Origin of the sequence: Kribbella sp. NPDC050281 (assembly GCF_040655855.1) — a bacterium.
Taxonomy (GTDB): domain Bacteria; phylum Actinomycetota; class Actinomycetes; order Propionibacteriales; family Kribbellaceae; genus Kribbella.
The window spans coordinates 66,608-91,953 of sequence record NZ_JBFAKS010000006.1; the positions used below are offsets into that span (position 1 = coordinate 66,608).

Annotated in this window: 21 protein-coding genes; 7 read left to right on the plus strand and 14 right to left on the minus strand. The window is 68.6% G+C overall.

Going from position 1 to position 25,346, the window contains the following annotated elements; all coding sequences use genetic code 11:
• Positions 1-37: 37 nt before the first annotated feature.
• From AB0I34_RS08680 to AB0I34_RS08700, 5 genes are all read right to left on the minus strand, one after another.
• Complete coding sequence (locus AB0I34_RS08680) at positions 38-694, minus strand: hypothetical protein (protein WP_360441707.1); 657 nt, start codon at positions 692-694, stop codon at positions 38-40.
• A gap of 19 nt (positions 695-713) precedes the next feature.
• Entirely contained in the window at positions 714-1,298 is a 585-nt protein-coding gene (locus AB0I34_RS08685) for a dihydrofolate reductase family protein (RefSeq protein WP_360441710.1), read from the minus strand.
• A gap of 99 nt (positions 1,299-1,397) precedes the next feature.
• The gene (locus AB0I34_RS08690) at positions 1,398-2,096 is read right to left on the minus strand and encodes a hypothetical protein (protein ID WP_360441713.1); all 699 of its coding nucleotides are present in this window, start codon (positions 2,094-2,096) and stop codon (positions 1,398-1,400) included.
• A 184-nt stretch (positions 2,097-2,280) separates the two neighbouring features.
• On the minus strand, positions 2,281-3,615 hold the full coding sequence (locus AB0I34_RS08695) for a PhoH family protein (RefSeq protein WP_131516496.1): 1,335 nt from the start codon (positions 3,613-3,615) through the stop codon (positions 2,281-2,283).
• A 1,429-nt stretch (positions 3,616-5,044) separates the two neighbouring features.
• On the minus strand, positions 5,045-5,824 hold the full coding sequence (locus tag AB0I34_RS08700; protein ID WP_360441717.1) for an isoprenyl transferase: 780 nt from the start codon (positions 5,822-5,824) through the stop codon (positions 5,045-5,047).
• Positions 5,825-6,082: 258 nt separating this feature from the next.
• On the opposite strand from AB0I34_RS08700, the gene AB0I34_RS08705 reads away from it, so the two are divergent.
• The gene (locus AB0I34_RS08705; RefSeq protein ID WP_360441719.1) at positions 6,083-6,778 is read left to right on the plus strand and encodes a hemolysin III family protein; all 696 of its coding nucleotides are present in this window, start codon (positions 6,083-6,085) and stop codon (positions 6,776-6,778) included.
• Here AB0I34_RS08705 and AB0I34_RS08710 read toward each other — a convergent pair.
• A complete protein-coding gene (locus AB0I34_RS08710) occupies positions 6,775-7,227 on the minus strand; it encodes a MarR family winged helix-turn-helix transcriptional regulator (RefSeq protein ID WP_360441721.1) in 453 nt (150 codons plus the stop codon). The genes AB0I34_RS08705 and AB0I34_RS08710 overlap by 4 nt on opposite strands.
• A gap of 114 nt (positions 7,228-7,341) precedes the next feature.
• Here AB0I34_RS08710 and AB0I34_RS08715 point away from each other — a divergent pair, with 114 nt between their 5' ends.
• Together AB0I34_RS08715 and AB0I34_RS08720 are read left to right on the plus strand one after the other, a co-directional pair.
• Positions 7,342-8,514: a phosphotransferase gene (locus tag AB0I34_RS08715; protein WP_360441724.1), complete on the plus strand. Its 1,173-nt coding sequence runs from the start codon at positions 7,342-7,344 to the stop codon at positions 8,512-8,514.
• A 62-nt stretch (positions 8,515-8,576) separates the two neighbouring features.
• Positions 8,577-9,101 carry a hypothetical protein gene (locus AB0I34_RS08720; protein ID WP_360441727.1) on the plus strand — a complete coding sequence of 175 codons (525 nt, stop codon included), beginning with the start codon at positions 8,577-8,579 and terminating at the stop codon, positions 9,099-9,101.
• A 58-nt stretch (positions 9,102-9,159) separates the two neighbouring features.
• On the opposite strand, the gene AB0I34_RS08725 is transcribed toward AB0I34_RS08720, so the two are convergent.
• The 3 genes from AB0I34_RS08725 to AB0I34_RS08735 form a co-directional block, all read right to left on the minus strand.
• The gene (locus AB0I34_RS08725) at positions 9,160-10,104 is read right to left on the minus strand and encodes a M28 family metallopeptidase (RefSeq protein ID WP_360441730.1); all 945 of its coding nucleotides are present in this window, start codon (positions 10,102-10,104) and stop codon (positions 9,160-9,162) included.
• Between the two features lie 97 nt (positions 10,105-10,201).
• Positions 10,202-12,274: a M4 family metallopeptidase gene (locus AB0I34_RS08730; RefSeq protein ID WP_360441733.1), complete on the minus strand. Its 2,073-nt coding sequence runs from the start codon at positions 12,272-12,274 to the stop codon at positions 10,202-10,204.
• A 225-nt stretch (positions 12,275-12,499) separates the two neighbouring features.
• The gene (locus AB0I34_RS08735) at positions 12,500-14,482 is read right to left on the minus strand and encodes a thioredoxin domain-containing protein (protein ID WP_360441736.1); all 1,983 of its coding nucleotides are present in this window, start codon (positions 14,480-14,482) and stop codon (positions 12,500-12,502) included.
• 248 nt (positions 14,483-14,730) lie between these two features.
• Between AB0I34_RS08735 and AB0I34_RS08740 the strand changes: the two genes are divergently transcribed.
• Together AB0I34_RS08740 and AB0I34_RS08745 are read left to right on the plus strand one after the other, a co-directional pair.
• Positions 14,731-18,522: a S8 family serine peptidase gene (locus AB0I34_RS08740; protein ID WP_360441739.1), complete on the plus strand. Its 3,792-nt coding sequence runs from the start codon at positions 14,731-14,733 to the stop codon at positions 18,520-18,522.
• 77 nt (positions 18,523-18,599) lie between these two features.
• Positions 18,600-19,136 (plus strand): nitroreductase family protein, encoded by a 537-nt coding sequence (locus AB0I34_RS08745; protein ID WP_360441742.1) that lies wholly within the window; start codon positions 18,600-18,602, stop codon positions 19,134-19,136.
• On the opposite strand, the gene AB0I34_RS08750 is transcribed toward AB0I34_RS08745, so the two are convergent.
• The 3 genes from AB0I34_RS08750 to mca form a co-directional block, all read right to left on the minus strand.
• Positions 19,122-20,147: a CopD family protein gene (locus AB0I34_RS08750; RefSeq protein ID WP_360441744.1), complete on the minus strand. Its 1,026-nt coding sequence runs from the start codon at positions 20,145-20,147 to the stop codon at positions 19,122-19,124. The two genes, AB0I34_RS08745 and AB0I34_RS08750, sit on opposite strands and share 15 nt — an antisense overlap.
• 114 nt (positions 20,148-20,261) lie before the next feature.
• Positions 20,262-20,558, minus strand: coding sequence for a hypothetical protein (locus AB0I34_RS08755; RefSeq protein ID WP_360441747.1), 297 nt, complete (start codon positions 20,556-20,558; stop codon positions 20,262-20,264).
• Positions 20,559-20,590: 32 nt separating this feature from the next.
• Positions 20,591-21,454, minus strand: coding sequence for a mycothiol conjugate amidase Mca (mca, locus tag AB0I34_RS08760; protein ID WP_360441749.1), 864 nt, complete (start codon positions 21,452-21,454; stop codon positions 20,591-20,593).
• Between mca and AB0I34_RS08765 the strand changes: the two genes are divergently transcribed.
• A complete protein-coding gene (locus AB0I34_RS08765) occupies positions 21,428-22,096 on the plus strand; it encodes a DUF4307 domain-containing protein (RefSeq protein ID WP_360441752.1) in 669 nt (222 codons plus the stop codon). The two genes, mca and AB0I34_RS08765, sit on opposite strands and share 27 nt — an antisense overlap.
• A gap of 206 nt (positions 22,097-22,302) precedes the next feature.
• Positions 22,303-22,815, plus strand: a complete 513-nt coding sequence (gene greA / locus AB0I34_RS08770; protein WP_360441755.1) for a transcription elongation factor GreA — start codon at positions 22,303-22,305, stop codon at positions 22,813-22,815.
• A 625-nt stretch (positions 22,816-23,440) separates the two neighbouring features.
• On the opposite strand, the gene AB0I34_RS08775 is transcribed toward greA, so the two are convergent.
• Positions 23,441-24,286 carry an ABC transporter permease gene (locus AB0I34_RS08775; protein WP_360441758.1) on the minus strand — a complete coding sequence of 282 codons (846 nt, stop codon included), beginning with the start codon at positions 24,284-24,286 and terminating at the stop codon, positions 23,441-23,443.
• Positions 24,283-25,266, minus strand: coding sequence for an ATP-binding cassette domain-containing protein (locus AB0I34_RS08780; RefSeq protein WP_360441761.1), 984 nt, complete (start codon positions 25,264-25,266; stop codon positions 24,283-24,285). Before AB0I34_RS08780 ends, AB0I34_RS08775 begins: the two co-directional genes overlap by 4 nt.
• Positions 25,267-25,346 lie beyond the last annotated feature (80 nt).

The window sequence follows — 25,346 nt, forward strand, 5'->3', positions numbered from 1 at the left end:
GAGTACGTCGCTCCACGCAGTCGCCGACGACCGATTGTCAAACTGTGGATAACGAGCCCTGGTACACGAAGTACGTCTCCGCCCGCCCCTGCAAAGTCACCGGGACGGGCATGACCGCACACGCCCCGAAGACCGCTGTGACCGCGGTCTCCAACGCATCCGACGCCGACGAGGACCAGACGGTCAGTACGCCGCCAGTCCGCAGCTTCGACCGGCAGACGGTCAGGAACGGCGACGCGTAGATAGCCGAGTTCTCGTTGTAGACAAGGAAGTCCGGGCCGTTGTCCACATCCAGCAGGATCCCGTCGAGCGACGCATCGGACGACGCGGCAACGACCGCACGTACGTCGCCGACGACCACGGACACCCGCGGATCGTCCAGCACCGACGGCACCAGTCCCGACCGCATCCACGCGACCAGGTCCGGCTCGATCTCCGCGACCACGACCTCACCGAGCCGGTCGTCGGTCAGCAACGCACGGACGGTGTAGCCGAGCCCGAGACCACCGACCAGGACGCGATCAGGACGTCGTACCGAGGCCAGGGCGGCGGACGCGAGCAGTTCCTCGCTGGAGGTCTCACGGTCGTCCATCACGAACACGCCGTTCACCCGCAGCTCGAGGGCTCCGTCGTCGTCACGCCGCCGCAGGACCAGCTCGCCCCGTTCAGTGCTCCCCCGCGCGATCTCCGGCACGCCGACATCCTGCCAGGCCTCAGTAGTGCACCTTGAACCGCAGGTGCGTGGCGTTGCCCGACGGTACGACGTCGGTCCGCTCCAGCTGGTACTGCCGGCCGCCGAGGTTCTCGAACAGCGGGGTCCCCGACTGCAGCAGAACCGGCACCAGCTGAATCTGGATCTCGTCGAGCAGTCCGGCGGCCAGGCACTGCTGCGCCGCGCTCGCGCCGTGCACCCCGACGACCCGGTCGCCGGCCGCGTCCTTGGCCGCCTTGACCGCCGCCTCGATGCCCTCACTGACGAACGTGAACACCTTCGGCGCCCGCACGGTCTCAGCAGCGGGTGGGTTGTGGGTGAGCACGAAGCACGGCAGCTGCCCGGCCGGACCGCCGTCGCCCCAGCCTCCGTCGCCCTCAGCCAGGTCGTAGGACCGCCGGCCCATCAGGATCGCTCCGGCCGAGGCGGCCATACCGTCGAGAACCGCGGTGTCCTCCGGGAACGGCTCCCAGAGCCAGCGGTGCAGGATGTCGCCGCCGACGCCGAGCTGGTGTTCCCTGGTCACGTCCGGACCGGTGATGTAGCCGTCCAGCGACATCGAGATGCCCGAGATGACGAGTGCCATGATGACTCCTTCGAAGAGGTGATTCCTACTCCTCGAAGCTTGCCGGTCAGACGCCCGTACGCGCCTCCGCGATCAGCACGGAAACACCACGGAACGGGCTCAGTACCAGCCCTTGGCCTGCGAGTGGCCCCAGGCCGAGCACGGCGAGCCGTACGCGTCCTCGATGTAGTCCAGGCCCCACTTGATCTGGGTGACCGGGTTGGTCCGCCAGTCCGAGCCGTACGCCGCCATCCGGTTGCCGGGCAGCGCCTGCGGGATGCCGTACGCAGAAGAGGTCGGGTTGTCGGCGTCGACCCGCCAGCGGGACTCCTTGTTCCACAGCTTCTCGAGGCAGCTGAACTGGCTCTCGCCCCAGCCGTGGTCGGGCAGGAGGTTCATCGCGACCTCCTTGGGCGTGCCCTCGAGCTTCTTCCGCTCGGCGTCGCGGCTGGCCCGCTCCTCGCGCGAGTCGTTGTCCTTCTCCTGCAGCGCCTTGTACCGCTTCAGGGCCGCGTTCTTGGCCGCGCGGACCATGGCAGCCTTGTCCTGGGTCGCCTTGCGCTGGGCCTCGACGGCCTCGATCTGGTTGCGCAGCCGGATGACCTCCTGGGCCTGCTCCTCGGGGGACAGTCCCTTGGGCGAGGGCGTCTTCACCGCGTGGGCCTTCTCGCTGTTCAGCACGGCCATCTCGGCCCGGCCGGACACCTGTTCCGAGGCGACGCTGCTCCCGGGGGAGCTGAAGAGGTCGATACCGGCGACAACGGAGACGACGACGATTCCAGTCACTGAGAGAACCGCGACGGAGCGCTTCGCTTTCATCTGTCCTTCCGAGGAAACCCGACCCCCGTCGGCTGGCAACAGGAACATACTCTGACGTAAACCGACCGTGATCACAAGCAGGTCACAGACAACGGTGCGGCCGCCCGACGGGCGACCGCACCGTGCACGCGGAAGTCTTACGCGTGCTTTACAGACAGAGATTACCTAAGGGTAGAAACGCTCCTTACAGCTGCAGATCGTCCAGCATCTCGGTGACCAGCGCGGCGATCGGCGACCGCTCCGAGCGGGTCAGGGTGACGTGGGCGAACAGCGGGTGCCCCTTCAGTTGCTCGACCACCGCGACCACTCCGTCGTGCCGGCCGACCCGCAGGTTGTCCCGCTGAGCGACGTCGTGCGTGAGCACCACCCGCGAGTTCGCACCGACCCGCGAGAGCACTGTCAGCAACACGTTGCGCTCCAGCGACTGTGCCTCGTCGACGATCACGAACGCGTCATGCAGCGAGCGGCCGCGGATGTGGGTCAGCGGCAGCACCTCGAGCATGCCGCGGTCGATCACCTCGTCGATCACGTCACTGCTGGTCAGCGCGCCGAGCGTGTCGTACACGGCCTGCGCCCACGGCTGCATCTTCTCCGACTCCGAGCCGGGCAGGTAGCCGAGCTCCTGGCCGCCGACCGCGAACAGCGGCCGGAAGACGACCACCTTCTTGTGCTGCCGCCGTTCCATCACCGCCTCGAGACCGGCGCAGAGCGCGAGCGCGGACTTGCCGGTGCCGGCCCGGCCGCCGAGCGAGATGATCCCGACGTCGGGGTCCAGCAGGAGATCGAGCGCGACCCGCTGCTCGGCCGACCGGCCACGAATCCCGAACGCCTCCCGGTCACCCCGGACCAGCCGGACGCGCTTGTCCGGCATCACCCGGCCGAGCGCACTGCCCCGCTCCGACAGCAGCACCAACCCGGTATGGGTCGGGAACTCGCCGGCCTGCGGCAGTTCCAGTACGCCGTTCTCGTACAGGTCGTCGACCACGTGCGTCTCGACCTCGAGCTCGCTCATCCCGGTCCAGCCGGACTCCAGCGTCAGCTCGGCCCGGTACTCCTCGGCCATCAGGCCACAGGCCGACGCCTTGACCCGCATCGGCAGGTCCTTCGAGACCAGCGTGACGTCCCTGCCCTCGGACTTGAAGTTGCAGGCCACGGCCAGGATGCGGCTGTCGTTGTCGCCGAGCCGGAAACCGGCCGGCAGGCTCTCCGGATCGGTGTGGTTCAGTTCGACCCGGAGGGTTCCACCCTTCTCCCCCACTGGCAGGGGCGCGTCCAGACGTCCGTACTGGATCCGGAGCTCGTCGAGCAGCCGCAGCGCGGTGCGAGCGAAGTAGCCGAGTTCCGGGTGATGCCGTTTGGCCTCCAATTCGGTGACGACGACCACCGGGACGACCACCTCGTGCTCGTCGAACCGCAGCATCGCGTGCGGGTCGGACAGCAGCACCGAGGTGTCCAGCACAAAGGTGCGCTGGGCCGGTGTGGATGAGGTACTTGACGCCTTGGCGTGGGTGGCAGCCATGTCGCACGTCCTCTCGGGCCGCGACGTGCACCACGCCCGGCCCACCAGTGGTTAGGTGATGGACCGGGAGCTGGCCCGGGGATCTGGTGCAGATCCCCTCCGGATCGCCGCACGGGCAGATCCGGGAACCAGTGAGATCGAGACGCGAGGTCTCGGGCACTCCGTTCTGCCCCTCATGGGGCAACCGGCTGGCGAACGATTCTCAAGCTGATCGGGCCTCCCGGACAGCCGGCTTCCCCTCCGACCGTCACTAAGGAGCGTAGGTCGGCGGCGCAAACCCCGCATTCCGACACGCCCGGCCACGGGGTTAACGGCGTGTTACTTCTTCCCCCCACGCGGGGGAGGTCGTTCACCCTGCGGAGTGATCCGGTCCGCGACGCTGCGCGACAGTCTCGTCACATGCGGAAGAACTGGCCGGTGTGGACCGGGTACGCGACGGTTCTGTGGTCCCTGACGTACGGCGTTCTGGGCATCTACTGGGCCTTCGGCGGAGCCGGCTACCCGTTCGCGAAAGTGACCGATGATCGTGCAACCGCCTCGCTCCTGGAGGGCACGCCCGCCCACGTCGTTGCCCCGGTCATGGCGGCCGTCGGGCTCGGTGGCGCTGTGCTGGCGATCGTGATGACCAGACGCCCGGCCCGGGGTTGGGTGCTGCAGGCAATCGCCGCCGTACTGGCCGTCGGGCTCGCGGTGGTGATCCCTGACTACACACTGATCGCGATGGTTGCCCTCGCCCCCGCATTGGTCGTCTTCGCGTTCACCGGCGTACCAGGTGAACAGGGCGGCGTGGGCGACATCCTCTATTGGCACCGGGTGAACCTGATCATCGTGTTCGTCGGTGGTCTGCTGTGGGCGGCCACCGCGATCGCGTACCACCGCCGCAGCCGGGACGCCTGTGTTTCCTGCGGTCGCAGCGATCGCCCCGATCCGGCCTGGACGACACCGCGGGAAGCCCTTCGCTGGGGTCGCATCGCGGTCACCGTCGCAGTGGTCGCGAACCTGCCGTACGAGTTCACCCGGGTGGCATGGTTCTTCGGCTGGCCGGTCGGGATCAGCGACGAGTTCCACCAGATGATGGCCGACACGCCCGGCATGCTGGCGATGGGCCTCGGCCTGGCCGTGATGGGCGTCGGCGGCGGCGTCCTGACCCACGGTCTGGTGCACCGCTGGGGCGAGGTCTATCCGCGCTGGATCTGGTTCAAGGCGGGCAAGCGCGTCCCACCATTCCTCGCGATCATCCCGGCCTCGGTGGTGGCCGTCGTACTCGTCCCGGCCGGTTTGATGAACACCCAGCTCCCCTTGGACGGCGACAACTGGGCCCTCAACGGTCCCGGCATCCTCTGGGTGGTCTGGGGAGCCGCCCTGGGTACGGCGACGTACGCCTACTACCTGCGACGACGTACGACGTGTGCACGCTGCGGACGCGGGGTCACGTCCCGAAGCGGCGCTCCCGTTGTGCGTAGCTCCGGATCGCCCGCAGGAAGTCGACGTGCCGGAAATCCGGCCACAGGGCTTCACAGAAGTAGAACTCGCTCAGCGCGCTCTGCCAGAGCAGGAAGCCGCCGAGCCGCTGCTCGCCCGACGTCCGGATGACCAGGTCCGGGTCCGGCTGGCCCTTCGTGTACAGGTGCCGCGCGATGTGCTCGACGTCGACGCGCTCGGCCAGCTCCTCGATGGAGATGCCCTGCGCGGCTTCCTCGAGCAGGAGCGACCGGACCGCATCGGCCAGCTCGCGGCGGCCGCCGTACCCGACCGCGACGTTGACCAGCATCCCGTCGACTTCATGCGTGGCCGTCTCGGCCGCCTTGAGCGTCTCGGCGGTGGCGCCGGGCAACAGGTCGAGCGCACCGACCGGGTGGATCCGCCAACGGCCGATCGCGGTCAGCTCGTCGACGGTCTGCTCGATGATCCGCAGCAGTGGCTCCAGCTCGTCGCTCGGCCGGCTCAGGTTGTCGGTCGAGAGCATCCAGACGGTGACCACCTTGACGCCGACGTCGTCGCACCAGTCGAGGAACTCGACGATCTTGTTCGCCCCGGCCTCGTGACCGCGCGACACCGGGTCGCCGACGGCCCGGGCCCAGCGCCGGTTGCCGTCGATGATGACGCCGATGTGCCGCGGGATCCGGTCCGGCGACAGCGATCGGACCAGCCGGCGTTCGTACAGGCCGTACACCGCGTCGCGCAGCTTTTGCTTGCCAGGTGTCCGCATGGGCAGGTGCTCTCCTCGAAGACTCTCGGTCACGAGGCTAGCCCAGATTCCACGCTGTTGAGAGGGCCCGGAGCGGCTCGCAGAAAGCTGCCGGGAAGTTCGAACTTTCGCCGAAGTTCGTGCGTCGGACACGCGGGTGGCGGTGTGCCAACGGGTGATGTCGCCTACATTTCATGCTTATGGACGATCGAACCTACGGTCCCGTAGGTTACGGTTGCGTAGGTACTGAACCGCCCGGCACCCCTCGAAAGGACGGCGATGACCGCTACCAGCGCCCAGCCCCAGGACGTCGGTCACCGGCTGTCCGGAAGACTCGCGCCGCTGAAGCCCAAGCTTCGCGGCTGGCTGCACGCCGGCACGTTCCCGTTCGCGACCGCCGCCGGCATCGTGCTGATCTGTCTCGCCCCCGGCGCCGAGGCCCGCTGGGCCGCCGCGGTCTACACCATGGGCGCGATGCTGCTGTTCGGCATCTCCGCGCTGTACCACCGGTTCTACTGGGGCCCGACCGGTGAGGCGATCCTGCGCCGGCTCGACCACAGCAACATCTTCCTGCTGATCGCCGGCACCTACACCCCGCTCGGGATGGTCCTGCTGCACGGCGACAACCGGGTGCTGATGCTCGGCCTGGTCTGGGGTGGGGCGCTGCTCGGCATCCTGTTCCGGATCTTCTGGGTGAGCGCACCGCGCTGGCTCTACACGCCGATCTACCTCGCCCTCGGCTGGGTGGCGATCTTCTGGATGGGCGACATCTATCACGCGGGCGGCGCGGCGGTGGTCACGCTGATCGCGGTCGGCGGCGGGCTCTACTCGATCGGCGCGGTCATCTACGGCACCAAGCGGCCGAACCCGTCACCGCTGTGGTTCGGCTTCCACGAGATCTTCCACGCGTTCACCGTGGCCGCGTTCGTCTGCCACTACATCGCCGTCAGCATCGCGACGTACCAAGTCGGCTAACTTCCCAGATCCTTCAGGGTTTCGCGCAGTACGTCGTACCTTTCGCGGCCCAACTGCTGTTCCCACAACTGTTCCACGCGGGCGATCGCGGCCCGGCTGAACTCGACCGCCTGGTCACCTCGCGGCGTACGGCGCACCAGCCGGACCCGGCGGTCACCGCGCAGCCGGTCGGACTCGGTGAACCCCAGCCGCTGCAGGTAGTCGACGTGCTGCCCGAGGCCCTGCTTCGTCATCCCGGCGGCCTCGGCCAGGTCGGTGATCCGGCCGCCCTCCGGCGGGATCATCTCGAGCAGCCGGTAGTGCGACACCCGTAGCCCCGGGAACGCCCGCTCGGAGTCGGCCAGGATCTCTGCCCGTAATCGCGCCATCACGAGTCCGAGCAACCCGGCGATGTGATCGGACCCGACCGGGTCGGCGGGTGCGCCCGAAAGGCCGTTGACGGAAGTCATAAGGCAACTTTACTATCTCGGTAGTAAGGCTGCTTTACTTCTTTCCGTGCTGCCTCTGAAGACTGGCAGAAGGCGCGGGCGGACGATGGGCGGCAGACTGCTTTGGGGGGACGCATGACCACCACTCTGGAACCACTGGGCCGCGATGCCCTGCGCGACGACGATCTGACCGATCTGGTCCGGACCATCACCGGGGACCCGGCCGCCCAGCCCGGCGCGGTCCGGGTCGAGCCGGTCGACTACCCGATCGGCACTCCAAGTACCGAGGCCCTGTTCCGGCTCTTCGGTACGGCGACCACGGCCGGCGGCGACACGGTCGGCTGGTCCTGCTTCATCAAGAAGCTCCAGTCGGTCCGGCACTGGGCGTACATCGACTCGGTACCCGAACAGTTCCGCGCCGCGTTCATCCAGAACCTGCCGTGGCAGCTGGAGATCGCGGTCCACCGCAGTGGCATCGCGGACGTGCTCCCGGACGGCCTGCGGCTGGCCACGGCGTACCGCATCGATCTGTACGACGACGATCGCGGCACCCTCTGGATGGAGAACGTCGTCCAGGAGCCGGGTCCATGGCCGATGGAGCGGTTCGAGCGGGCGGCGTACCTGCTAGGGCGCCTCTCCGCGCGTCGTCAGCCGCATCTGGTCGAGCCACTGCTCCCCCGCGGCGACATCACCACCCCCGGCGTCGGGCTGCGGTACTACACCGGCGGCCGCGTGATGATGGCCGCCTTGCCGACCATCGCCGACCCGCAGACGTGGCGGCAGCCGCTGCTGGCCGCTGCGGTCTGCCATCTGGGCGACCACCGTCTGCGTGACGACCTGCTCGACCTGGGTGATCGCTTGCCCGCCGTACTGGACGCGCTCGACGCGCTGCCGCAGTGCTACCAGCACGGGGACGCGAGTCCGCAGAATCTGCTGGTTCCGGAGGGGAGTCCGGACGAGTTCGTGGTCATCGACTGGGGGTTCGACTGCCCGCAGGCGGTCGGGTTCGACCTGGGGCAGTTGCTCGTCGGACTGGCGCATGCCGGTGAGCTGGCGCCCGACGCGCTGCCGGCGGTGCACACCGTGATCTTCAAGGCGTTCCTGAAGGGCCTGGCCGAGGATGGGATGCAGGTGACCGAGGAACAGGTGCTGTACGGCTATCTCGGCTCACTGTGCGCCCGTGCGACGTTCACCGCGCTGCCGCTGGAGCAGATCACCAAGACCACCGACGAGGCGACGCTCGCGATGTTCGAGGACCGCGTCCGGCTCACCCGCGTGCTGGTCGACCTGGTGTCGCAGGTGGTCTAACAAGAACATTTCGGTCGTGTCACAGCTGCAACGAACCGGCCGGCTAGAGGTATCCATGGTGCGTGAGGAACCTCAGCAGATACGCAGTGGTCGCCACGATCAGCACCGTCGCCGGACTGGTCCTGGTCGGCTGTGGCGCCGAGTCCGGCGATGGTGCGGGCGGTACACCGTCCGCGCCCCCCACGCTGCCCAGCAGCACACCCACGGTGACCCAGTCGACTCCGGTCGGCACGGCTCTGCCGATGACGGTCAGCCGGACCGGTGGTTTCGCGGGCTTCGACGACAAGGTGGTGATCGGCACCAACGGCGTCGCGACGGTGACCTCGCGCGGCAAGGACCCGGTCCGGTGCAAGCTGGACGCCACCCTGCTGACGACCATCCAGACCGCCGCACAACAGGTCGACTGGGCCAGTCTCACTCCTACCAAGCCGAGCACCCGGCACCCCGACGACATGATCCTCGCGGTCACCGCGAACGGGAAAACGGCCCGCATCGAGGACCCGCAGCTCAAGCCGATGTCGGAGTCGGTGAACCAACTGCTCGCCCAAGCCACCATCCCACCGGGCAAACTCTGCAAGCCGGTCTAACAGGGAGTCCGGGGCGCGCGTGCTTGGGCGGAGGCCACGCGCCCCCGGACGGGGGTTGTCAGCTCGCGGTGTAGTCCTTCTGGGTGTAGGTCCAGATCATGTGGCCGATGGCATCGATCTGGTGGTCCAGGGAGGTCAGGTCCAGGTTGCTGATGGTGTCGCAGGACCGGTGGTAGCAGCGGTCGAACGCCTGCCCCGCCGTACCACCCCACTTCGCTGCCTGGGCTGACGTCTTGGTCTCCTCGGCGCCGGCGAACGTACCGGCGGTCGGGATGCCGAGCGCCCGGAACGCCGCGTGGTCGGATCGGCCCTGGACGTCGATGAACTCGGTCTGGACATTCTGTTGGGTGAAGTACGCGACGAGATCGTCGCGGGCGCCGTTGCCCGCGGGATTGTCGTCGTACACGAAGTAGCCCGGGTTCGGCGACGCGATCATGTCGAAGTTCAGGTACAGCTTGAGCTTGTCGCGTTCCGCGGTGGGCAGGTTGTTCACGTAGTACCTCGAGCCGACCAGCCCGAGCTCCTCGGCACCCCAGAACCCGAACCTCAAACGGTTCCTGGGAGTCTGGCCGCTGGCAGCGTAGGCGAGGGCGGTTTCGAGTACGCCGGCGCTGCCTGAGCCGTTGTCGTTGATACCGGGACCGGCGCTGACGCTGTCCAGGTGTGAGCCGGCCATGACGACGTGGTTCGCGTCGCCGTGCGGCCATTCGGCGATCACGTTGTACGACGTACCGGCCCAGGTCGGGAAGGACTGCAGAGTGGTGGTGTAGCCGGCCGCGTCGAGCTTGGCCTTCACCCAGTCGGCCGACGCCTTGTAGCCGGGGCGTCCGGCGGCGCGGTTGCCGCCGTTGCCGGTCGCAATCGACTGGAACTGGTCAAGATGAGCCTTGGTGTTGGTGACGGAGATGTCCGGCGACTCGGCCGCGGTGGCGATGTTGCCTGGGGCAAGCACTGCGCCGGCCACGAGGACGGTGCCGAGTCCGGAGTACAGGAAGGTACGCATGGTGGATCTCCTTCAGCCGGGGCGAGCGAAAGGAAATCCGGGGCGCGCGAGCCTGGGCGGAAGGCCGCGCGCCCCGGACGGGATCACCGCGAGACGGTCAGCTCGCGGTCAGCGAGGTGTCGTCGATGACGAAGCTGGTCTGCAGGGAGGAGTCCTCCTGGCCGACGAACTTCACCGTGACGGTCTTTCCCTTGTACTGCGTCACATTGAACGTCTTCTGCACGTACGACGTGTTCTTGTTCAGGTTCGAGTACGTCGCCAGCGTGGTGGTCGTACCACCGTCGACGATCTGAACCTTCGCCGTGTCGTACACCGTCGAGGACGTCGTCTCCGCGGTGTCGATCCGGATCCAGAACGAGAGCGACGCCGCCGTCGCCGAAGCCGGGATCGCGACCGACTGGCCGACGTTCTCGGTGGTGGCGCGGCCGTTGCCCTGCAGCCAGAGCTTCCAGGTGCCGGTGCGAGCCGGACGCCCGGTGTTGTTGGTGATCGGGCCGGCGGTGCCGGTCCAGTTCACCGCACCGGACTCGAAGCCCGGGTTCAGCAGCAGGTTGTCGCCGGTGGGCGGCGGCTCGGTGCCACCACCACAGGCGGCCGCGCCGGCCGGGACGGAGATGCCGCTGAAGGCCGCCTCGATGCCCTTGCACTGCGCGGAGTCGGCGCCGTACAGCTCCTTGGCCGAGGTGATCGCACCCTCACGAGCATCCTTGTAGGTGCTGCCCGAGCTGAGCTTGGTGCTCAGCGTGCGGTACCAGACCTTGGAGGCCACGTCGCGGCCGACACCGGTGAGGGTCGCGCCGTTGCAGGCGGTGCTGCTGTGCGTGACGCCACCGATGACCTTGCTGCCGGTGCCCTCGGAGGCCAGGTAGAACCAGTGGTTCAGCGGGCCGGACGAGTAGTGCGGGTCGGCGTTGCCGACCGAGCTGCTCCAGCAGTCGTAGCTGGCCCCGTCCTTCGACGGCTTGTCCATGTAGCGCAGCGGCGTGCCGTTGCCGTTGATGTTGATCTTCTCGCCGATCAGGTAGTCACCCGGGTCGGAGGAGTTGTTGGCGGAGAACTCGACCATGGTGCCGAAGATGTCCGAGGTGGACTCGTTCAGGCCACCCGCGTCACCGAAGTAGTTCAGGTTGGCGGTCGCCTCGGTGACACCGTGGCTCATCTCGTGGCCGGCCACGTCGATCGCGGTCAGCGGACGGGCGTTGCTCTGACCGTCGCCGTACGTCATCTGGGTGCCGTCCCAGAACGCGTTCACGTACGCGTTGCCGTAGTGCACCCGGGACCGGGCGCCCTGGCCGTTGTTGAAGATGCCGTTGCGGCCGTGGACGTTCTTGTAGTAGTCCCAGGTCAGCTGCGCACCGTAGTGCGCGTCGACACCGGCGGTCTGGCGGCTGGACGTCGAGCCGTTGCCCCAGGTGTCGTCGGCGTCGGTGAACGTCGTGCCATTGCCGGAGGTCGCACCGTTGAGGTCGGTGGTGAAGTTGCCACCGCGGCTCGGGTCGCTCATCGTGAAGCTGCCCGACGTACCGATGCTGACGGTGCCGGAGTACATCGAGTTGCCGGTACCCGTCTTGATCTCGTCGTCCTGCGCCAGCAGGGCGCCGGACTTGGCGTCGATGAACGAGTGCAGCACCGACGGGGTCTGGTCCGGCTTCACACCGGTGGTGACGACCTCGTAGGCGAGCACGGGCTTGGCCGGCGTGACGAACACGACCAGCGCGCCCTTGTTGCCGGTGGCCTTGAACTTGGCCGCCTGGGCGCCCTTGGTGAGCGCGGCCGACTGGGACAGAGTCGGCTTGGTCGCGACACCGACGGACTTGGCGCCGAGGTTGTAGGTCACCTGCCCGATCGCCTCGCCCTTGCGCTTGACGATCAGGTCACCACCGACGACCTTCAGGCCGTTGAAGGTGCGGTCGTAGCGGACGTACTCGGTGCCGTCGGCGTCCTTGACCACGTCGCGGACCTTGAGCACCTCGCCACCGGCGAGTCCGAGGGCTGCGGCCGTCTGCGCGGTCTGCGCCTGTTCGGCCTGGACGGCGGCCGGCTGGTTGAAGCCGGACGCCGGGAGCGGAGCCGCGCGATTCGCGGCGCCCGCGGTCGAGCCGGTGAACGCCGTCGCAAGACCCGCTGTCGCGACGATGGCCACCGCCCCTGCTGATGTCAGTCGTTTCAAGACAACATCTCCTCACGGTGTGGTCGCTGTTTGGGCGCAGCGACCGAATTCAGTTGGGGACGCCGGATGCGTTGGCGCAGCAGTGCCACTTCCTCAGTTGTGACACTGTGTGTCAAGACGTGCGAGTTCTGTTACATCCGACTGAGGGAGGACTCTCGTCCCCAGCGGGCCCGGAGTCAAGGGATTCTTCCGAAACGACAGGGAAAACCCGCACTGCCGTCGTTGTCAGTTCGCCGGGCGGAACTCGCGGCGAAGGTCTTCCGGCAACACGACCGGGAGCCGGCAGGTGAATTTCTGACAGACGTACGCCGCGGGCTGGTCCTGGATCAACGTGCGACCGTCCATCAGCGGTACGGCCAGACCTGGGTCGCCGTGGACGATCGCCGTACCCCACGGCGCGGCCGCGAACGCGGTCCGGAGCAGCTCGGGCGAACGGCCCGCGATGGCGATCTCGAGCGGACCGGCGGCAGTCGTCTCGGCCACCGCAAGGGCGCGGCCGGCGAACCGGGGTGCGCGGGCGGCGATGGTCGCCGAGGCCTTCAGAGCCTCGGCGGCCGCAGTCTCGTACCGGACCGATCCGGTCATGCTGGCCATCGTCGTGAACGCCTCGGCTGCCAGACTCACGCCGGCCGGGCTGGCGTTGTCGGTCGGGTCCTGTGGGCGCCAGACCAGCTGCTCGGCATCGGCCGCCGTGTCGAAATAGGAGCCGTCCGCAACGAACTGATCGATCGCCCTGTCCAGCAGGCGTTGCGCGGTGTCGTACCACTCGATGTTGCCGCTGGCACCGAACAGCACCAGACAAGCCTGCGCGTACGCCGCGTAGTCCTCGAGGACACCGTGGGCCGTCCCGACAACGCCGTCCCGAGAGGCGCGGTGGAGGCGTCCGGTCGCGTCGTCGACGTGCACGTCCCGGACCAATCTGGCCGCCTGGGTGGCGGCTTCGACGTACCCGGGGCGATCCAGGATCACACCGGCTCTGGTGAGGGCCGTGATGGCGAGACCGTTCCACGCGGCAACTACTTTGTCGTCACGGCCGGGGTAGGTGCGCTGCCCGCGGACCTCGCGCAGGATCGCCCGGATCCGCCGCCAGCGGTCGGAGTCGTCGGGGTCCTGGCGGAGCTGGAGGACCGAAGACCCGTGCTCGAAGGTCCCGCTGACATCGCAGAGTTCGATGACCCAGCGGGCGTCGCCCTCGGTCAGTGCCTCGTGCAACTGCTCCGGCGTCCAGACGTAGTACTTGCCTTCCACACCTTCGGTGTCGGCATCGAGAGCGGAGGCGAAGCCACCCTCCTCGGTCCGCAGCTCGGCAAGGAGGAAGTCGGCGGTCTCCTCGGCGATCCGCCGGGCGAGCGGGTCGGAGCTCACCGCCCACCAATGGGTGTAGACGTCGAGCAGCAGCGCGTTGTCGTAGAGCATCTTCTCGAAGTGCGGAACGATCCACTGGCGGTCGACCGAGTAGCGCGCGAACCCGCCGGCCAGCTGGTCGTACATGCCGCCCCGGGCCATCCGGTCGCAGGTCTTCGCGACCATCTCGAGCGCGTCGGCCGAGCCGGTGCGGCGATGGTGGCGGAGCAGGAAGTCGAGGACCATCGACGGCGGGAACTTCGGCGCGCCGCCGAAGCCGGCATCGGCCGGGTCGAAGTCGGTCTTCAGCAGTTCGGCGGCGTGGTCCAGCGTCGCGGTGTCGATCGCCCCCTCGGCCGCGTGCTGCTGGGCCCCCAGTTGCCCGACCACTCGGCGGCCGATGTCGTCGATCTGATCGCGCTTGGTCCGCCACGCGTCGACCAGCGACTCGAGCACCTGACGGAACGACGCCATCCCACCGCGAGGGTCCTTCGGGAAATACGTGCCGCAGAAGAACGGCTCGGCGTCCGGGGTCAGGAACACCGACATCGGCCAGCCGCCCTGCCCGACCATCGCCACCGTCGCCGACATGTAGATCGCGTCCACGTCAGGGCGTTCCTCGCGATCCACCTTGATGCTGACGAAGTGCTCGTTCAGGTACGCCGCCGTCGCCTCGTCCTCGAACGACTCGTGCGCCATCACATGACACCAGTGGCAGGCGGAGTACCCGACCGACAGGAAGAGAGGTCTGTCCAAGCGCCGTGCTTCTGCGAACGCTTCAGGGCTCCATTGCCACCAGTCCACCGGATTCTCTGCGTGCTGGAGCAAATAGGGGCTGGTGGTACGCGCCAACCGGTTCGTCATCTCGACGCCTCCTGTCCCGGACTGACCTGGCGATGCACGGGGTTGGCAGAACCCTGGAACGCCACGCTACCCTCCGTGCCCGGCCGAAGCCGCCGCGCGGGTGGTGACGAGGCGTTCCCGCAGTTGCCCACCCGGCAGGGTTGTCTTCTGGGCAGAATCGGACCGGCAGCTGGGCAATGGACGAAATCGATTGCACGGGCTCCACCGGAATGGTCGGATGCGCCTACCTGAGGACCTCCGGAGGAAACGTGCGACGCCCTTCTGCCAAACCGCACCTACTGTCGGTCGCAGCATTTCTACTTCTCGTCACCGGCACGACGGCGCCTTCGCCGGCCGGCGCCGAGCCCCCACCACCCGCCGCGGGCGCCCCGGCGGCATCCCGCGGCGCGCCGGTCGAAGTGACCTTGATCACGGGCGACAAGGTTATCGCCGGACGGGGACCGGACGGAGCGGTCTCGGTGCAGGCCGTCGAGCGTGGGCCGCGGTCGACCGGAGCGGTTCGGGTCACCGTCGAGACGGGCGACACCTTCGTCCTGCCCGACGAGGCCATGCCGTACGTGGCGACCGGCCGGCTCGACAAGCAACTCTTCAACATCACCGATTTGGTGGCACAGGGCTATGACGACGCCCGGATCGACGCCCTGCCGCTGATCGTCACCGGCCGGTCCGACGGTTCCGCCCGGGGGCTGCAGTCCGCCGCCGGAGCACTGCCTGGGGCGAGCGTCACGCAGAATCTCCCGTCCGTCGGAGGCTCCGCCGTTCACGCTCGGCGGTCGACGGCCACCGCTTTCTGGTCGGCCCTCACCAGCGGAACGAACGTCCGCCGGTCCCAGCCCGGGATCGGCGCCACCGCGGGCGAACCGTCGTTCGCAGCCGGTATCGACAAGATCTGGCTGGACGCGAAGGCGAAGGCACAGCTCGCCGACACCACGGCGCAGATCGGCGCCCCGAAGGCCTGGCAGGCAGGGGCGTCCGGCGCCGGTGTCCGCGTCGCGGTGCTGGACACCGGTATCGACACCGGCCATCCGGACCTGGCCCCGCGCATCGTGGCGACCCGCAGTTTCATCCCCGGCGTGGACGTGGTCGACCGCGACGGCCATGGAACGCACACCGCGTCCACCGTCGCCGGCACCGGCGCCGCTTCGGACGGGAAAGAGCGCGGGGTCGCTCCCAGCGCCGACCTGGTGGTCGGCAAGGTGCTCGACGACCACGGGTCCGGCCCGATCTCGGGCGTCATCGCCGGGATGGAGTGGGCGGCGCGGACCGAGCACGCCAAGGTGATCAGCATGAGCCTGGGTACGTCGACCTGGCACACGCAGGATGATCCGGTCAGTCAGGCGGTCAACCGGCTCAGCGCCGAGACGGGCGCGCTGTTCGTCGTTGCGGCAGGCAACGAGGGGAACAGCCCGTACACCGTCACCGCGCCCGGTACGGCGGACGCCGCGCTGACTGTCGGCGCGGTCGACACGTCGGACCAGCTCGCCTCGTTCTCCAGCACCGGCCCCCGGATGATCGACGACGGCCTCAAGCCCGATCTGACCGCACCCGGAGTGGACGTCCTGGCCGCGCGTTCCCAGTACATGGACGACGGGGCCGAGGGCTACTACCGATTGGAAAGCGGTACGTCGATGGCGACGCCGCATGTGGCCGGTGCGGCCGTCCTGCTGGCGCAGAAGCACCCCGAATGGACTGGACAGCAACTCAAGGACGCGCTGATGGCGACCAGCGCGGTGACGCCCGCGTACACCCCCTACCAAGCCGGCACCGGGCGGTTGGACGTCGGCGCCGCCTACCTCGAGGATCAGGTCGTCGCCACCGGATCGGTGGATGCCGGGCGGATTGCCTGGACGCCGCGGCCCGACCGCACCCCGGTCCAGCGTCAGGTGACTTACCGCAACACCACCGGCAGCCCGATCACGCTGAGATTGTCGATCGACCACGGCGCCTCACGCGCCGGGGTCTTCTCGCTCGCGGCCGATCAGGTCGTGGTCCCTGCGCACAGCACGGCCACGATCGGAGTCACGGCGGACCCGCGGGGTCTGCCGCCCGGCCAGTACGGAGCTCAGGTGTCGGCGCGTTCGGCGACCGGCACGGTGCACACGGCCATGGGAATGTCCGTCGAGCCGGAGAAGCACGACCTGACTGTCCACCTGAAGGACCAGTCCGGCAAACCGGTCAGCGGCGAGGTCGAGATCACCGGCGCCGACGGGAAGACCACCGTGTTGTGGGTGCCTGACGGCAAGCTCACGAGCCGCTGGGCGCCCGGTTCCTACACGATCGTCTCCACGCTGGACGTCGCCGGCCGGCACGGCCCGCACTCGATCGGTCTGGCGGTCCTGACCGCCCCGGAAGTCATCCTGACGAAGGCTCGCGACGTCGTGCTGGACGCGTCCCGTAGCCGGGAGATCAAGGTGGCGACTCCCCTGCCGACGGCGGTCAGCACCAGCAGAATCGACATCTTCCGCTCGTTCACGTCGGCACAGCCGACACCCGACGACAGGCAGGCTCTGCACCAGATCCTGATGCCGCCGCCTGAGTACGACAGCCTGTGGGCGCTCCCGACCGGGACCAAGGTCCAGCAGGGCAGCTTCGTCTTCACCACCCGGTTCCGGGCCGAGCAGACTCCGCTGAAGATCACGTACGCGGGCCGCAGCCTCGACGACACGACCCTGGTGCAACCCGGGTCTGCCTCGTTCCAGGACGGCAAGACCCGCATCCCGGCCGTGTTCGCCGGTACGGGGACGCCGGCCGAGTACAAGGGCCTGACCGTCCAGGGTAAGGCCGCGGTCGTCCGGAGCAACTCCGAGGTCGCCGCCACCGACCAGGCCGCCGCCGCGCACGCGGCCGGTGCCGCGATGCTCCTGGTGGTCAACGACGGCGACGGCCGCAAGAGCGACTGGTACGGCGCCCCGGACGGCAAAACCGCCGGTCCGCTCCCGACCGCTTCACTCACCTTCGACGACGGCGAAGCCCTGATCAGGAGGATCGCGTCCACGGGCCGGACCGAGCTCACCGTCGAAGCCCATCCGAAGCCGGCGTACCTGTACGACCTGGCCGACTACCACGACGGACTCGTACCGAACGATCCGTCCGCGGCCACCGATCCGGGCAGCCTCGCCCGGATCGAGAACGACTTCGTGGCTCCGGGCGGACGCCCGGTCATGGAGAGCCGCGAGGACAGTCCCGTCTACGAATACTGGCCGGCCGACTATCCGTACGCCGGTTTCGGGATGGTCCGTGTTCCGAGATTCCCCCGTAAGCCGGTCACGGGGCACCGGACGGACTGGGTGTCCGCCGGCGTCAAGTGGCAGCAGTACGGGTCCATCGACGGCTGGCAGACCTTCACCGACGTGGTGGGCTACCAGCCGCGCAGCGTGCGGAACGAGCGGTGGTTCGGCCCGATCGTCCGGCCCCGGATCCTCGACTTCGAGGTCCCGCACCGGGTCGGCAGCGGGATGGGCGGCATGATCGCCGGGTTCGGCGACGGAGGATCCGCGCACAGCGGAGACGCCAGGATGACTCGCAGCTTCGCGCTCTACCAGGGAGACCGGCTGCTGGCGCAGAACGGGCCGAAACCGGAGTTCGGCGTGGGCGGCCTGGCGCCGGAGAAACTCCCGTACCGGCTCGTGGCCGACACGGCGGGGAACCCCGACCTGACGCCGTACTCGACCACCACCCATACCGAGTGGACGTTCACGTCCGGCGAGGTCGAGAACCAGGCGCTTCCGCTCGCGCAGCTCGACTACGTCGCGGAGGTGGACGCCGCAGGCCGGGCGAAGCGCACCTCGGCCTTCTCCATCAAGCCTGTCGTCGTCGGCAGCAGCGCGCGTGCGGACGCGGTCACCGCCGTACAACTGGAGGTCTCCTACGACGACGGTGCGTCCTGGCGACGCCAGGATCTGAAGGAGCACGATGGGACCTGGCAGGCGCGGTTGTCGGCGCCGGCCCAGGCGAGCCAGGTATCGGTTCGGGTGACCGCCCGGCAACGCAACGGCGGCGGTATCAGCCAGACCGTCATCCGGGCGTTCGGCCTGAAGTGAAAGGTGCGCGGGCGGCCGGTGTGGATCGGCCGCCCGTCGGACGGAATGGACCGGGCCGGGTGGGACTTGAACCTGGCATGGCCGTTCATCCGTTGCTCGCGTCGCGCTTCAGTCCCCTGCGGTTCGACTCCGAGGCGCCCGTCACGGATGACGATGTGGACCTGCTGCTGGAGGCAGCCCGCTGGGCGCCGTCGGCCGGCAACTCACAACCCTGGGCCTACTTCACCGCGCGGCGCGACGAGCCGGAGCACAAGCGGATCGTGCGCCATCTCGCGGCCAGTTCGGGCCGATGGGCGCCGAGTGCGGGTCTGCTCGTCGTGACGATGGCGCACCGGTTCGTCGAGGACACGGACTGGGCGTACTCCGACTTCGCGGACTATGACCTGGGCCAGTCAGTGGCCCATCTGACCCTTCAGGCGCACGCGATGGGTCTGGCCTGCCGCCAGTTCCGCGCCTTCGACCTCGACGCGCTGACCGCGGACCTCTCCCCTGGCGCCGGCTGGCACATCGTCTCGATGATCGCCATCGGCCGTGCCGCCGAAGACCGGCCCCAGGACCGCGAACGCCGTACCACCGCGGACCTGCGCAGCGCGCCGTGGTCAGGCGGTCTGTGACAGGGCGACGGACAGGCCCAGGGTGACGGCCATGACGAAGAGTTCGGTGCCGACGATCCGCCAGAACGGGTTGCCCCCGTCAACCAAGTCACCGATCGCCCGGCGACGGTGCAGCCAGGCCGCGACGATCAGGATCACGAACGCGGCGATCTTCGCCAGCAGGAGTACGCCGTACGCGTCCGAAGTGAGCGCGTCGGGAATCGAACCCCAGCCGCCGCCCTTCGCGGCCAGCCGGCCGGCGGCACTCAGCAGGCCGCTCAGCAGTACGGCGATCGACGAGATCGACGCGACCTCGTTGAACCGCTCGAGCACGATCGGGAGGCCAGTGCGACTCGCCCGTCCGTAGCGAACCAGGCCGGCCAGTCCGCCGACCCAGGTCGTCGCGGCAATGACGTGGACGACAAGGGCCGCGCCGGCGACGACGACGTACGACTCGTTCCGCGGGTACGCCGTCAGGGCGGTCGGGACCAGGGCCGCGATCGCAACGAGTACGCCGAGACTGGCGGCCGACGAAGTCTGGACGCGGCGGATGCCGATCGCCAGCGCGACGACCAGGATGCCGGTGATCAGCAGCGCCTTGACCTCCGGTACGCCGAGGGCGTCGTCCAGCCGGAGGCGGAGCAGGTTCACCGGGGTGTCGAGCAGAATGGACGCGGTGACGATCGCGCCGGCGAACGCACAGACCGCCCAGATGATCGCCGCGTTGCTGGCGTCGCGCACGGCCCGGCGGCCCTGCACTCCGAGCGGACCGCCCTCGATCCGCAGCAGCACCACCGCGGCCAGCAGCGCACCCGCGCAGCCGACGGTCGCGAAGATCGAGATCAGCCGGAACAGCGGCAGCAACCAGCCGACGAACACCGACGGTCCGCCGATGCCACCGGTGTCCTGCGGTTCACTGCCGGCCGCGAACAGACCGATGGCGAGCGCCACCGAGGCGACGATCACGGCCGTCAGACCACCCGCTACCAGACGTCCGGGCATTCGGTGCCGGGCGGCGCGGGTCGCGGTCACAGAGCGAACTCGGCAGCGGCACGATTGAACACGCGCTCACTATAGGGGCGACATCAGTGGGCGGCCCACGCACGACACCATCTCGTGATAACGGTGTCACGAGATAGCGCGGGATCAGTGCGTTGTGTGTTCCTTCGCGTCACTCTGGGTCGGCGTCGTACCCGTCGTACCCGTCGGCTCGGCATCGCCAGCCGGGGCCGCTGAGCTGTCCGGACTCGCTGGGCCGTCGGACGGTGCTGGGGCGTCCGCACCATCGCCGTCGAAGTCGATCTTCTTCAACTGCTTGCCCATGTTGCGCCACAGCAGCACTGTGGCGGCACCGAGAGCGAGCACGATCAGCAGCGCGACCCAGCCGGGGCGCACCGAGTTCGGGTCGACCTCGGCCGCCGGAAGGAAGGTCATCACTGTCACGCCACCAGTCTCTCACTGTCCGCGCCCCGCCGTCAGCGCAGCCCCGCGAACAGATCGTCCTCGGGGAGTTCGGACTCGACCACGCTCCGCGCCAGCTCGAAGTCCTCGGTCGGCCAGGCCGCCTGGTGCACCTCCAGCGGCACGGTGAACCAGCCGCCGTCCGGGTCGATCTGGGTGGCGTGCGCGAGCAGCGCCTTGTCCCGGACCTCGAAGTACTCGGCGCACTCCACCCGGGTGGTGATCCGGCGCTCGTTCTCGGGGTCCGGCTTCCAGTCCTTCAGCCGCTCGGCGTACGGCGACTCCAGTCCGCGGGCCACCATCGCGTCGTGCAGGGCCTTCATCCGCTCGCGGTGGAACGTGTGGTGGTAGTACAGCTTCAGCGGCTGCCACGGCTCGCCGAGTTCCGGGTACGCGTCCTTGTCGCCGGCCGCCTCGAACGCGGCCACCGTGATCTGGTGGCACATCACGTGGTCCGGGTGCGGGTAGCCGCCGTTCTCGTCGTACGTCGTGACGACCTGCGGACGGAACTCGCGGATCAGCTTCACCAGCGGGGCCGCGGCGTCCTCGACCTTGAGCGCGGCGAAGCAGCCCTCCGGCAGTGGCGGCGGCGGGTCGCCCTCCGGGAATCCGGAGTCCACCCAGCCGAGCCAGGTCTGCTCGATGCCGAGGATCTCCCGGGCCGTGTCCATTTCCTTGCGGCGGATCTCGGTGATGTTGGCCAGCACCTCCGGCCGGTCCATCTTCGGGTTCAGGATCGACCCGCGTTCCCCACCGGTGCACGTGGCCACCATGACCTCGACGCCCTCCGCCACGTACCGGGCGGTCGAAGCGGCCCCCTTGCTGGACTCGTCATCTGGGTGCGCGTGCACATGCAACAACCGAAGATCTTCACTCACAAGACACAATGGTCCTCCAACCCCGGACCAAACCCACGACCGACCCCCTCTGGACATCTCTTGACGGACCCCACGCCGACCACCCCCTCCACGCCACCCGAAGCCATCGAGGCGCTGGATGACAGGGCTCTGGACAACAGCGCCTCTGCCGCAGCCGCGAGCAACCAGGCAGTCACCGGGCCGGCCGCATTCGCGCCGAGCTCAGGCGGGAGCGGGGATGGAGGAGGAAATGGGAGTTCGGCGGCCGAACTTGATGCGCGGTACGGGCGGGGGCGGCGGTCTCGGCGGCCGTTGATCATCGGGGTGGTGGCTGTGGTGGCCGCGGCCGGACTGGCGTGGTTGGCGTGGGCGGCGATCGTCGGGTCGAATCCGCCCGTGACGTCGCGGTTGCTGCGGTTCGAGGTGACGTCGGCGACCAGCGCGACGGCGACCATCCAGGTGGACCGGACCAAGTCGGTGGAGGCGAACTGCCGGCTGCAGGCCAAGTCGGCCGACTTCTCCATCGTCGGCGAACTCACGCTGACGATCCCGGCCGACTCCCCCAGGCACCAGACCCTGCCCGCGACGCTGACGACGCAACGCTCCGCAACCTCGGTGGTACTGATCGGCTGCACGACCGCGGACTCGCACCGGCCGCACTGACCTCCGGACGGCCGTCCGGCAACCGATTACCGGTCAGTTCGCCGGGATGTGGGAAGAACCACCAAGCAAACGGTTTCCCCGCGTTTGAGGCCTCGCAGAACTGTGGGGTTCTCCGCCGGATCTTGCTACGCTCAGTGGATTGGTCGCCGTCGACGACGGCGGCCAGCAGCTTTTCCTGCCCATCCCACCGACACAAGGAGCAGCCCGTGACGCAGAGGATCGATGAGGACAGCGTTGTCTGGCTGACGCAGGAGGGTTACGACCAGCTGAAGGCCGAGCTCGAGCACCTCAAGGGCCCCGCCCGTGCCGAGATCACGCAGCGCATCAGCGACGCCCGTGACGAGGGCGACCTGAAGGAGAACGGCGGGTACCACGCCGCCAAGGACGAGCAGGGCAAGATCGAGGCCCGGATCCGGCAGCTCGAGGACATGCTCCGCCGTGCCCGGGTCGGCGAGACCCCGAAGGCCGGCGGCAAGGTCGAGCCCGGGATGAAGGTGTCGATCAAGTTCGCCGGTGACGACGACGTCGAGACGTTCCTGCTCGGCTCCCGCGAACTGCTCGCCCTGGACGCGTCGGTCGACATCGACGTGTACTCGCCACAGTCCCCGCTGGGCTCGGCGATCCTGGGCAAGAAGAAGGGCGACAAGGCCAGCTACGAGGCCCCGAACGGCAAGGACGTCACCGTCGAGATCGTCGCCGCCGAACCCTTCACCGGCTGACCCACCCGCCTCGAGCGCCCCGGTGGATCTCTCCACCGGGGCGCTCGCCATTCCACCGGCTGACGCCGCAACCGTCCCGCTCAACCACGCTCCCCCCGCCCATCCCCCGACCGGGAGCCGCCGCCACGTCCACTCACACGCCACGGGCACCCATTCGCCGCGCGTCATCCCCGACTCGTGGAATCTGGTGCACGCCGGGCCCCGATCCCGACCCCAATCCACGACACGGCGATCACCGCGAGCACACACCGGGAACGGCCCGGCGTACCCGGGAACCAGGCCGCCACAACCACCGGTACGCCGCCACGCGCACCTGTTCGCCCCGGGTGATCGCGACTCGTGGAAATCTGTGCACACCAGGCCTCGATCTCGACCTCGATCGACGACTCGACAAACACCGCGACCACACCGGGAGCGGCCCGGCGTACCCGGGGACCGAGACGCCACAATCACCGGTACGCCGCCACCGGCACCCGTTCGCCCCGGGGTGATCGCCGACTCGTGGAAGTTGGTGTACGCCGGGCCTGGATCCCGACGCCGATCCACGACTCGACAACCACCGCCACCGCCATCCGTTCGCGCCGGGGGTGTGGGGTGGCTCGAGGGCTCGGGGTAGGCAGGGGGGTTAGTGGCTGGTGGCGCTTCGGTATTTGCGGACGGCTAGGGGGGCGAAGACGGCGATGATGGCGGCGCACCAGATGAGGGACAGCCAGACCGGGTGTTGGGCGGGGAAGCCGTCGGGGCTGGCGAAGGGTGACGGGTTGCCGAACAGGTGGCGGCACGCGGCGACGATGGAGGAGATCGGGTTCCACTCGGCGACCGGTTGCAGACCGCTGGGCAGGTTCGGCGTCGGGACGAAGGCGTTGGACAGGAAGGTCAGCGGGAACAGCCAGATCAGTCCTGCCGACGCCGCCACCTCGGGACTGCCGACGGACAGACCGATGAGCGCACCGACCCAGAGCATCGCGAACGCGAACAACAGCAGGATCCCGAACGCCGCCAGCGCCTGACCGAAACCGTGGTGCCAGCGCCAGCCGACGATGAAGCCGCAGATCACCATCACCAGCATCACGAACGCGTTGAACACGACGTCGCCGACCACCCGCCCGGCGATCACGCCGGACCGCGCCATCGGCAGCGACCGGAACCGGTCGATCAGGCCTTTCGACATGTCGTCGGCCAGCCCGACACTCGCCGACGCGACCGCGAACGCCATCGTCTGCGCGAAGATCCCGGCCATCAGGAACTCCCGGTACGCTCGCGGACCCGGGAAGCCGGGGATCGGGATCGCGTTGCCGAACACGTACGCGAACAGCAGCACGAACATGATCGGCTGGATCGTCGCGTAGATCAGCATGTCCGGCGTCCGTGGGATCCGCTTGAGCGTCCGCCACGCCAGGATGCGGGCATCGGAGAATGCCCGGCCGAGCGGATTCACTTTGGCCGGCTCGTCGATGTCCGCCGCACTCATGAGCCCTCCTCCTTCTTCTGCTCGGCCTCGTGCCCGGTCAGGGTGAGGAACACGTCGTCCAGGGTCGGCCGCCGCAGCCCGATGTCGGCGATCCGGATGCCACCCGCATCGAGGGTCCGGATCACCTCGACCAGCGCGCTCGATCCGCCCGGCGCCGGCATCGTGATCCGGCGCGCGTGCTCGTCCTTCGTGGTGGAGTCCGGCTCGGTGATGTCGAGCGAGTCGATGAGCAACTCGAGCGCCCGAGTGGTGTCCGCCGGGTCGTGAACGACGACCTCGATCCGCTCACCGCCCACCTTCGCCTTGAGCTCGTCCGCCGTACCGCGGGCGATCACCGAACCGTGGTCGACGACCACGATGCTGTCCGCGAGTTCGTCGGCCTCTTCCAGGTACTGCGTCGTGAGCAGGATCGTGACGCCTTCACGGACCCGGTCGCGGATGATCTGCCACAGGTCGAGCCGGCTGCGCGGGTCGAGCCCGGTGGTCGGCTCGTCGAGGAACAGCACCCGTGGGTGAGCGATCAGCGAACCGGCCAGGTCGAGCCGGCGGCGCATGCCACCCGAGTAGGTCTTCAGCGTCCGGTCCGCGGCGTCGGTGAGGTCGAAGGTATCGAGCAGCTCCTCGGCCCGTTGCTTCGCTTGCTGACTGCTCAGCTGGTACAGCCGGCCGAACATCCACAGGTTCTCCCGGCCGGTCAGCAGTTCGTCGACGGCGGCGTACTGTCCGGAGAGTCCGACCAGTGAGCGGACGCGGTCTGCTTCCTTCACCACGTCGTGGCCGAGCACGCGGGCGGTGCCCTGGTCGGGCTTCAGCAGCGTGGTCAGCACGCGGACCGCCGTGGTCTTGCCCGCCCCGTTCGGCCCGAGCAGGCCGAGCACCGTCCCTTCCGGAACCTCGAGGTCGATCCCGTCGAGCGCCTTGACTGTGTCCTTCCTGGTCCTGAATGTCTTCACGAGGCCGGTCGCCTCGACAGCAGCCATTCCGTCGATCCCCCTTCTGGATGTGACGCAAGCCACCATCCTGACCGACCCCACCGACACTTTCGACACTTTTCTGGCCG

What these genes read in the sequence shown, in the direction of transcription:
- AB0I34_RS08685 (WP_360441710.1), bottom strand. Translation starts at nt 1,298, where the DNA reads ATGGCACTCGTCATCTCGGGCATCTCGATGTCGCTGGACGGCTACATC.
- AB0I34_RS08690 (WP_360441713.1), bottom strand. Translation starts at nt 2,096, where the DNA reads ATGAAAGCGAAGCGCTCCGTCGCGGTTCTCTCAGTGACTGGAATCGTC.
- AB0I34_RS08695 (WP_131516496.1), bottom strand. Translation starts at nt 3,615, where the DNA reads ATGGCTGCCACCCACGCCAAGGCGTCAAGTACCTCATCCACACCGGCC.
- AB0I34_RS08700 (WP_360441717.1), bottom strand. Translation starts at nt 5,824, where the DNA reads ATGCGGACACCTGGCAAGCAAAAGCTGCGCGACGCGGTGTACGGCCTG.
- AB0I34_RS08705 (WP_360441719.1), top strand. Translation starts at nt 6,083, where the DNA reads ATGACCGCTACCAGCGCCCAGCCCCAGGACGTCGGTCACCGGCTGTCC.
- AB0I34_RS08710 (WP_360441721.1), bottom strand. Translation starts at nt 7,227, where the DNA reads ATGACTTCCGTCAACGGCCTTTCGGGCGCACCCGCCGACCCGGTCGGG.
- AB0I34_RS08715 (WP_360441724.1), top strand. Translation starts at nt 7,342, where the DNA reads ATGACCACCACTCTGGAACCACTGGGCCGCGATGCCCTGCGCGACGAC.
- AB0I34_RS08725 (WP_360441730.1), bottom strand. Translation starts at nt 10,104, where the DNA reads ATGCGTACCTTCCTGTACTCCGGACTCGGCACCGTCCTCGTGGCCGGC.
- AB0I34_RS08735 (WP_360441736.1), bottom strand. Translation starts at nt 14,482, where the DNA reads ATGACGAACCGGTTGGCGCGTACCACCAGCCCCTATTTGCTCCAGCAC.
- AB0I34_RS08745 (WP_360441742.1), top strand. Translation starts at nt 18,600, where the DNA reads ATGGCCGTTCATCCGTTGCTCGCGTCGCGCTTCAGTCCCCTGCGGTTC.
- AB0I34_RS08765 (WP_360441752.1), top strand. Translation starts at nt 21,428, where the DNA reads ATGCAACAACCGAAGATCTTCACTCACAAGACACAATGGTCCTCCAAC.
- AB0I34_RS08775 (WP_360441758.1), bottom strand. Translation starts at nt 24,286, where the DNA reads ATGAGTGCGGCGGACATCGACGAGCCGGCCAAAGTGAATCCGCTCGGC.
- AB0I34_RS08780 (WP_360441761.1), bottom strand. Translation starts at nt 25,266, where the DNA reads ATGGCTGCTGTCGAGGCGACCGGCCTCGTGAAGACATTCAGGACCAGG.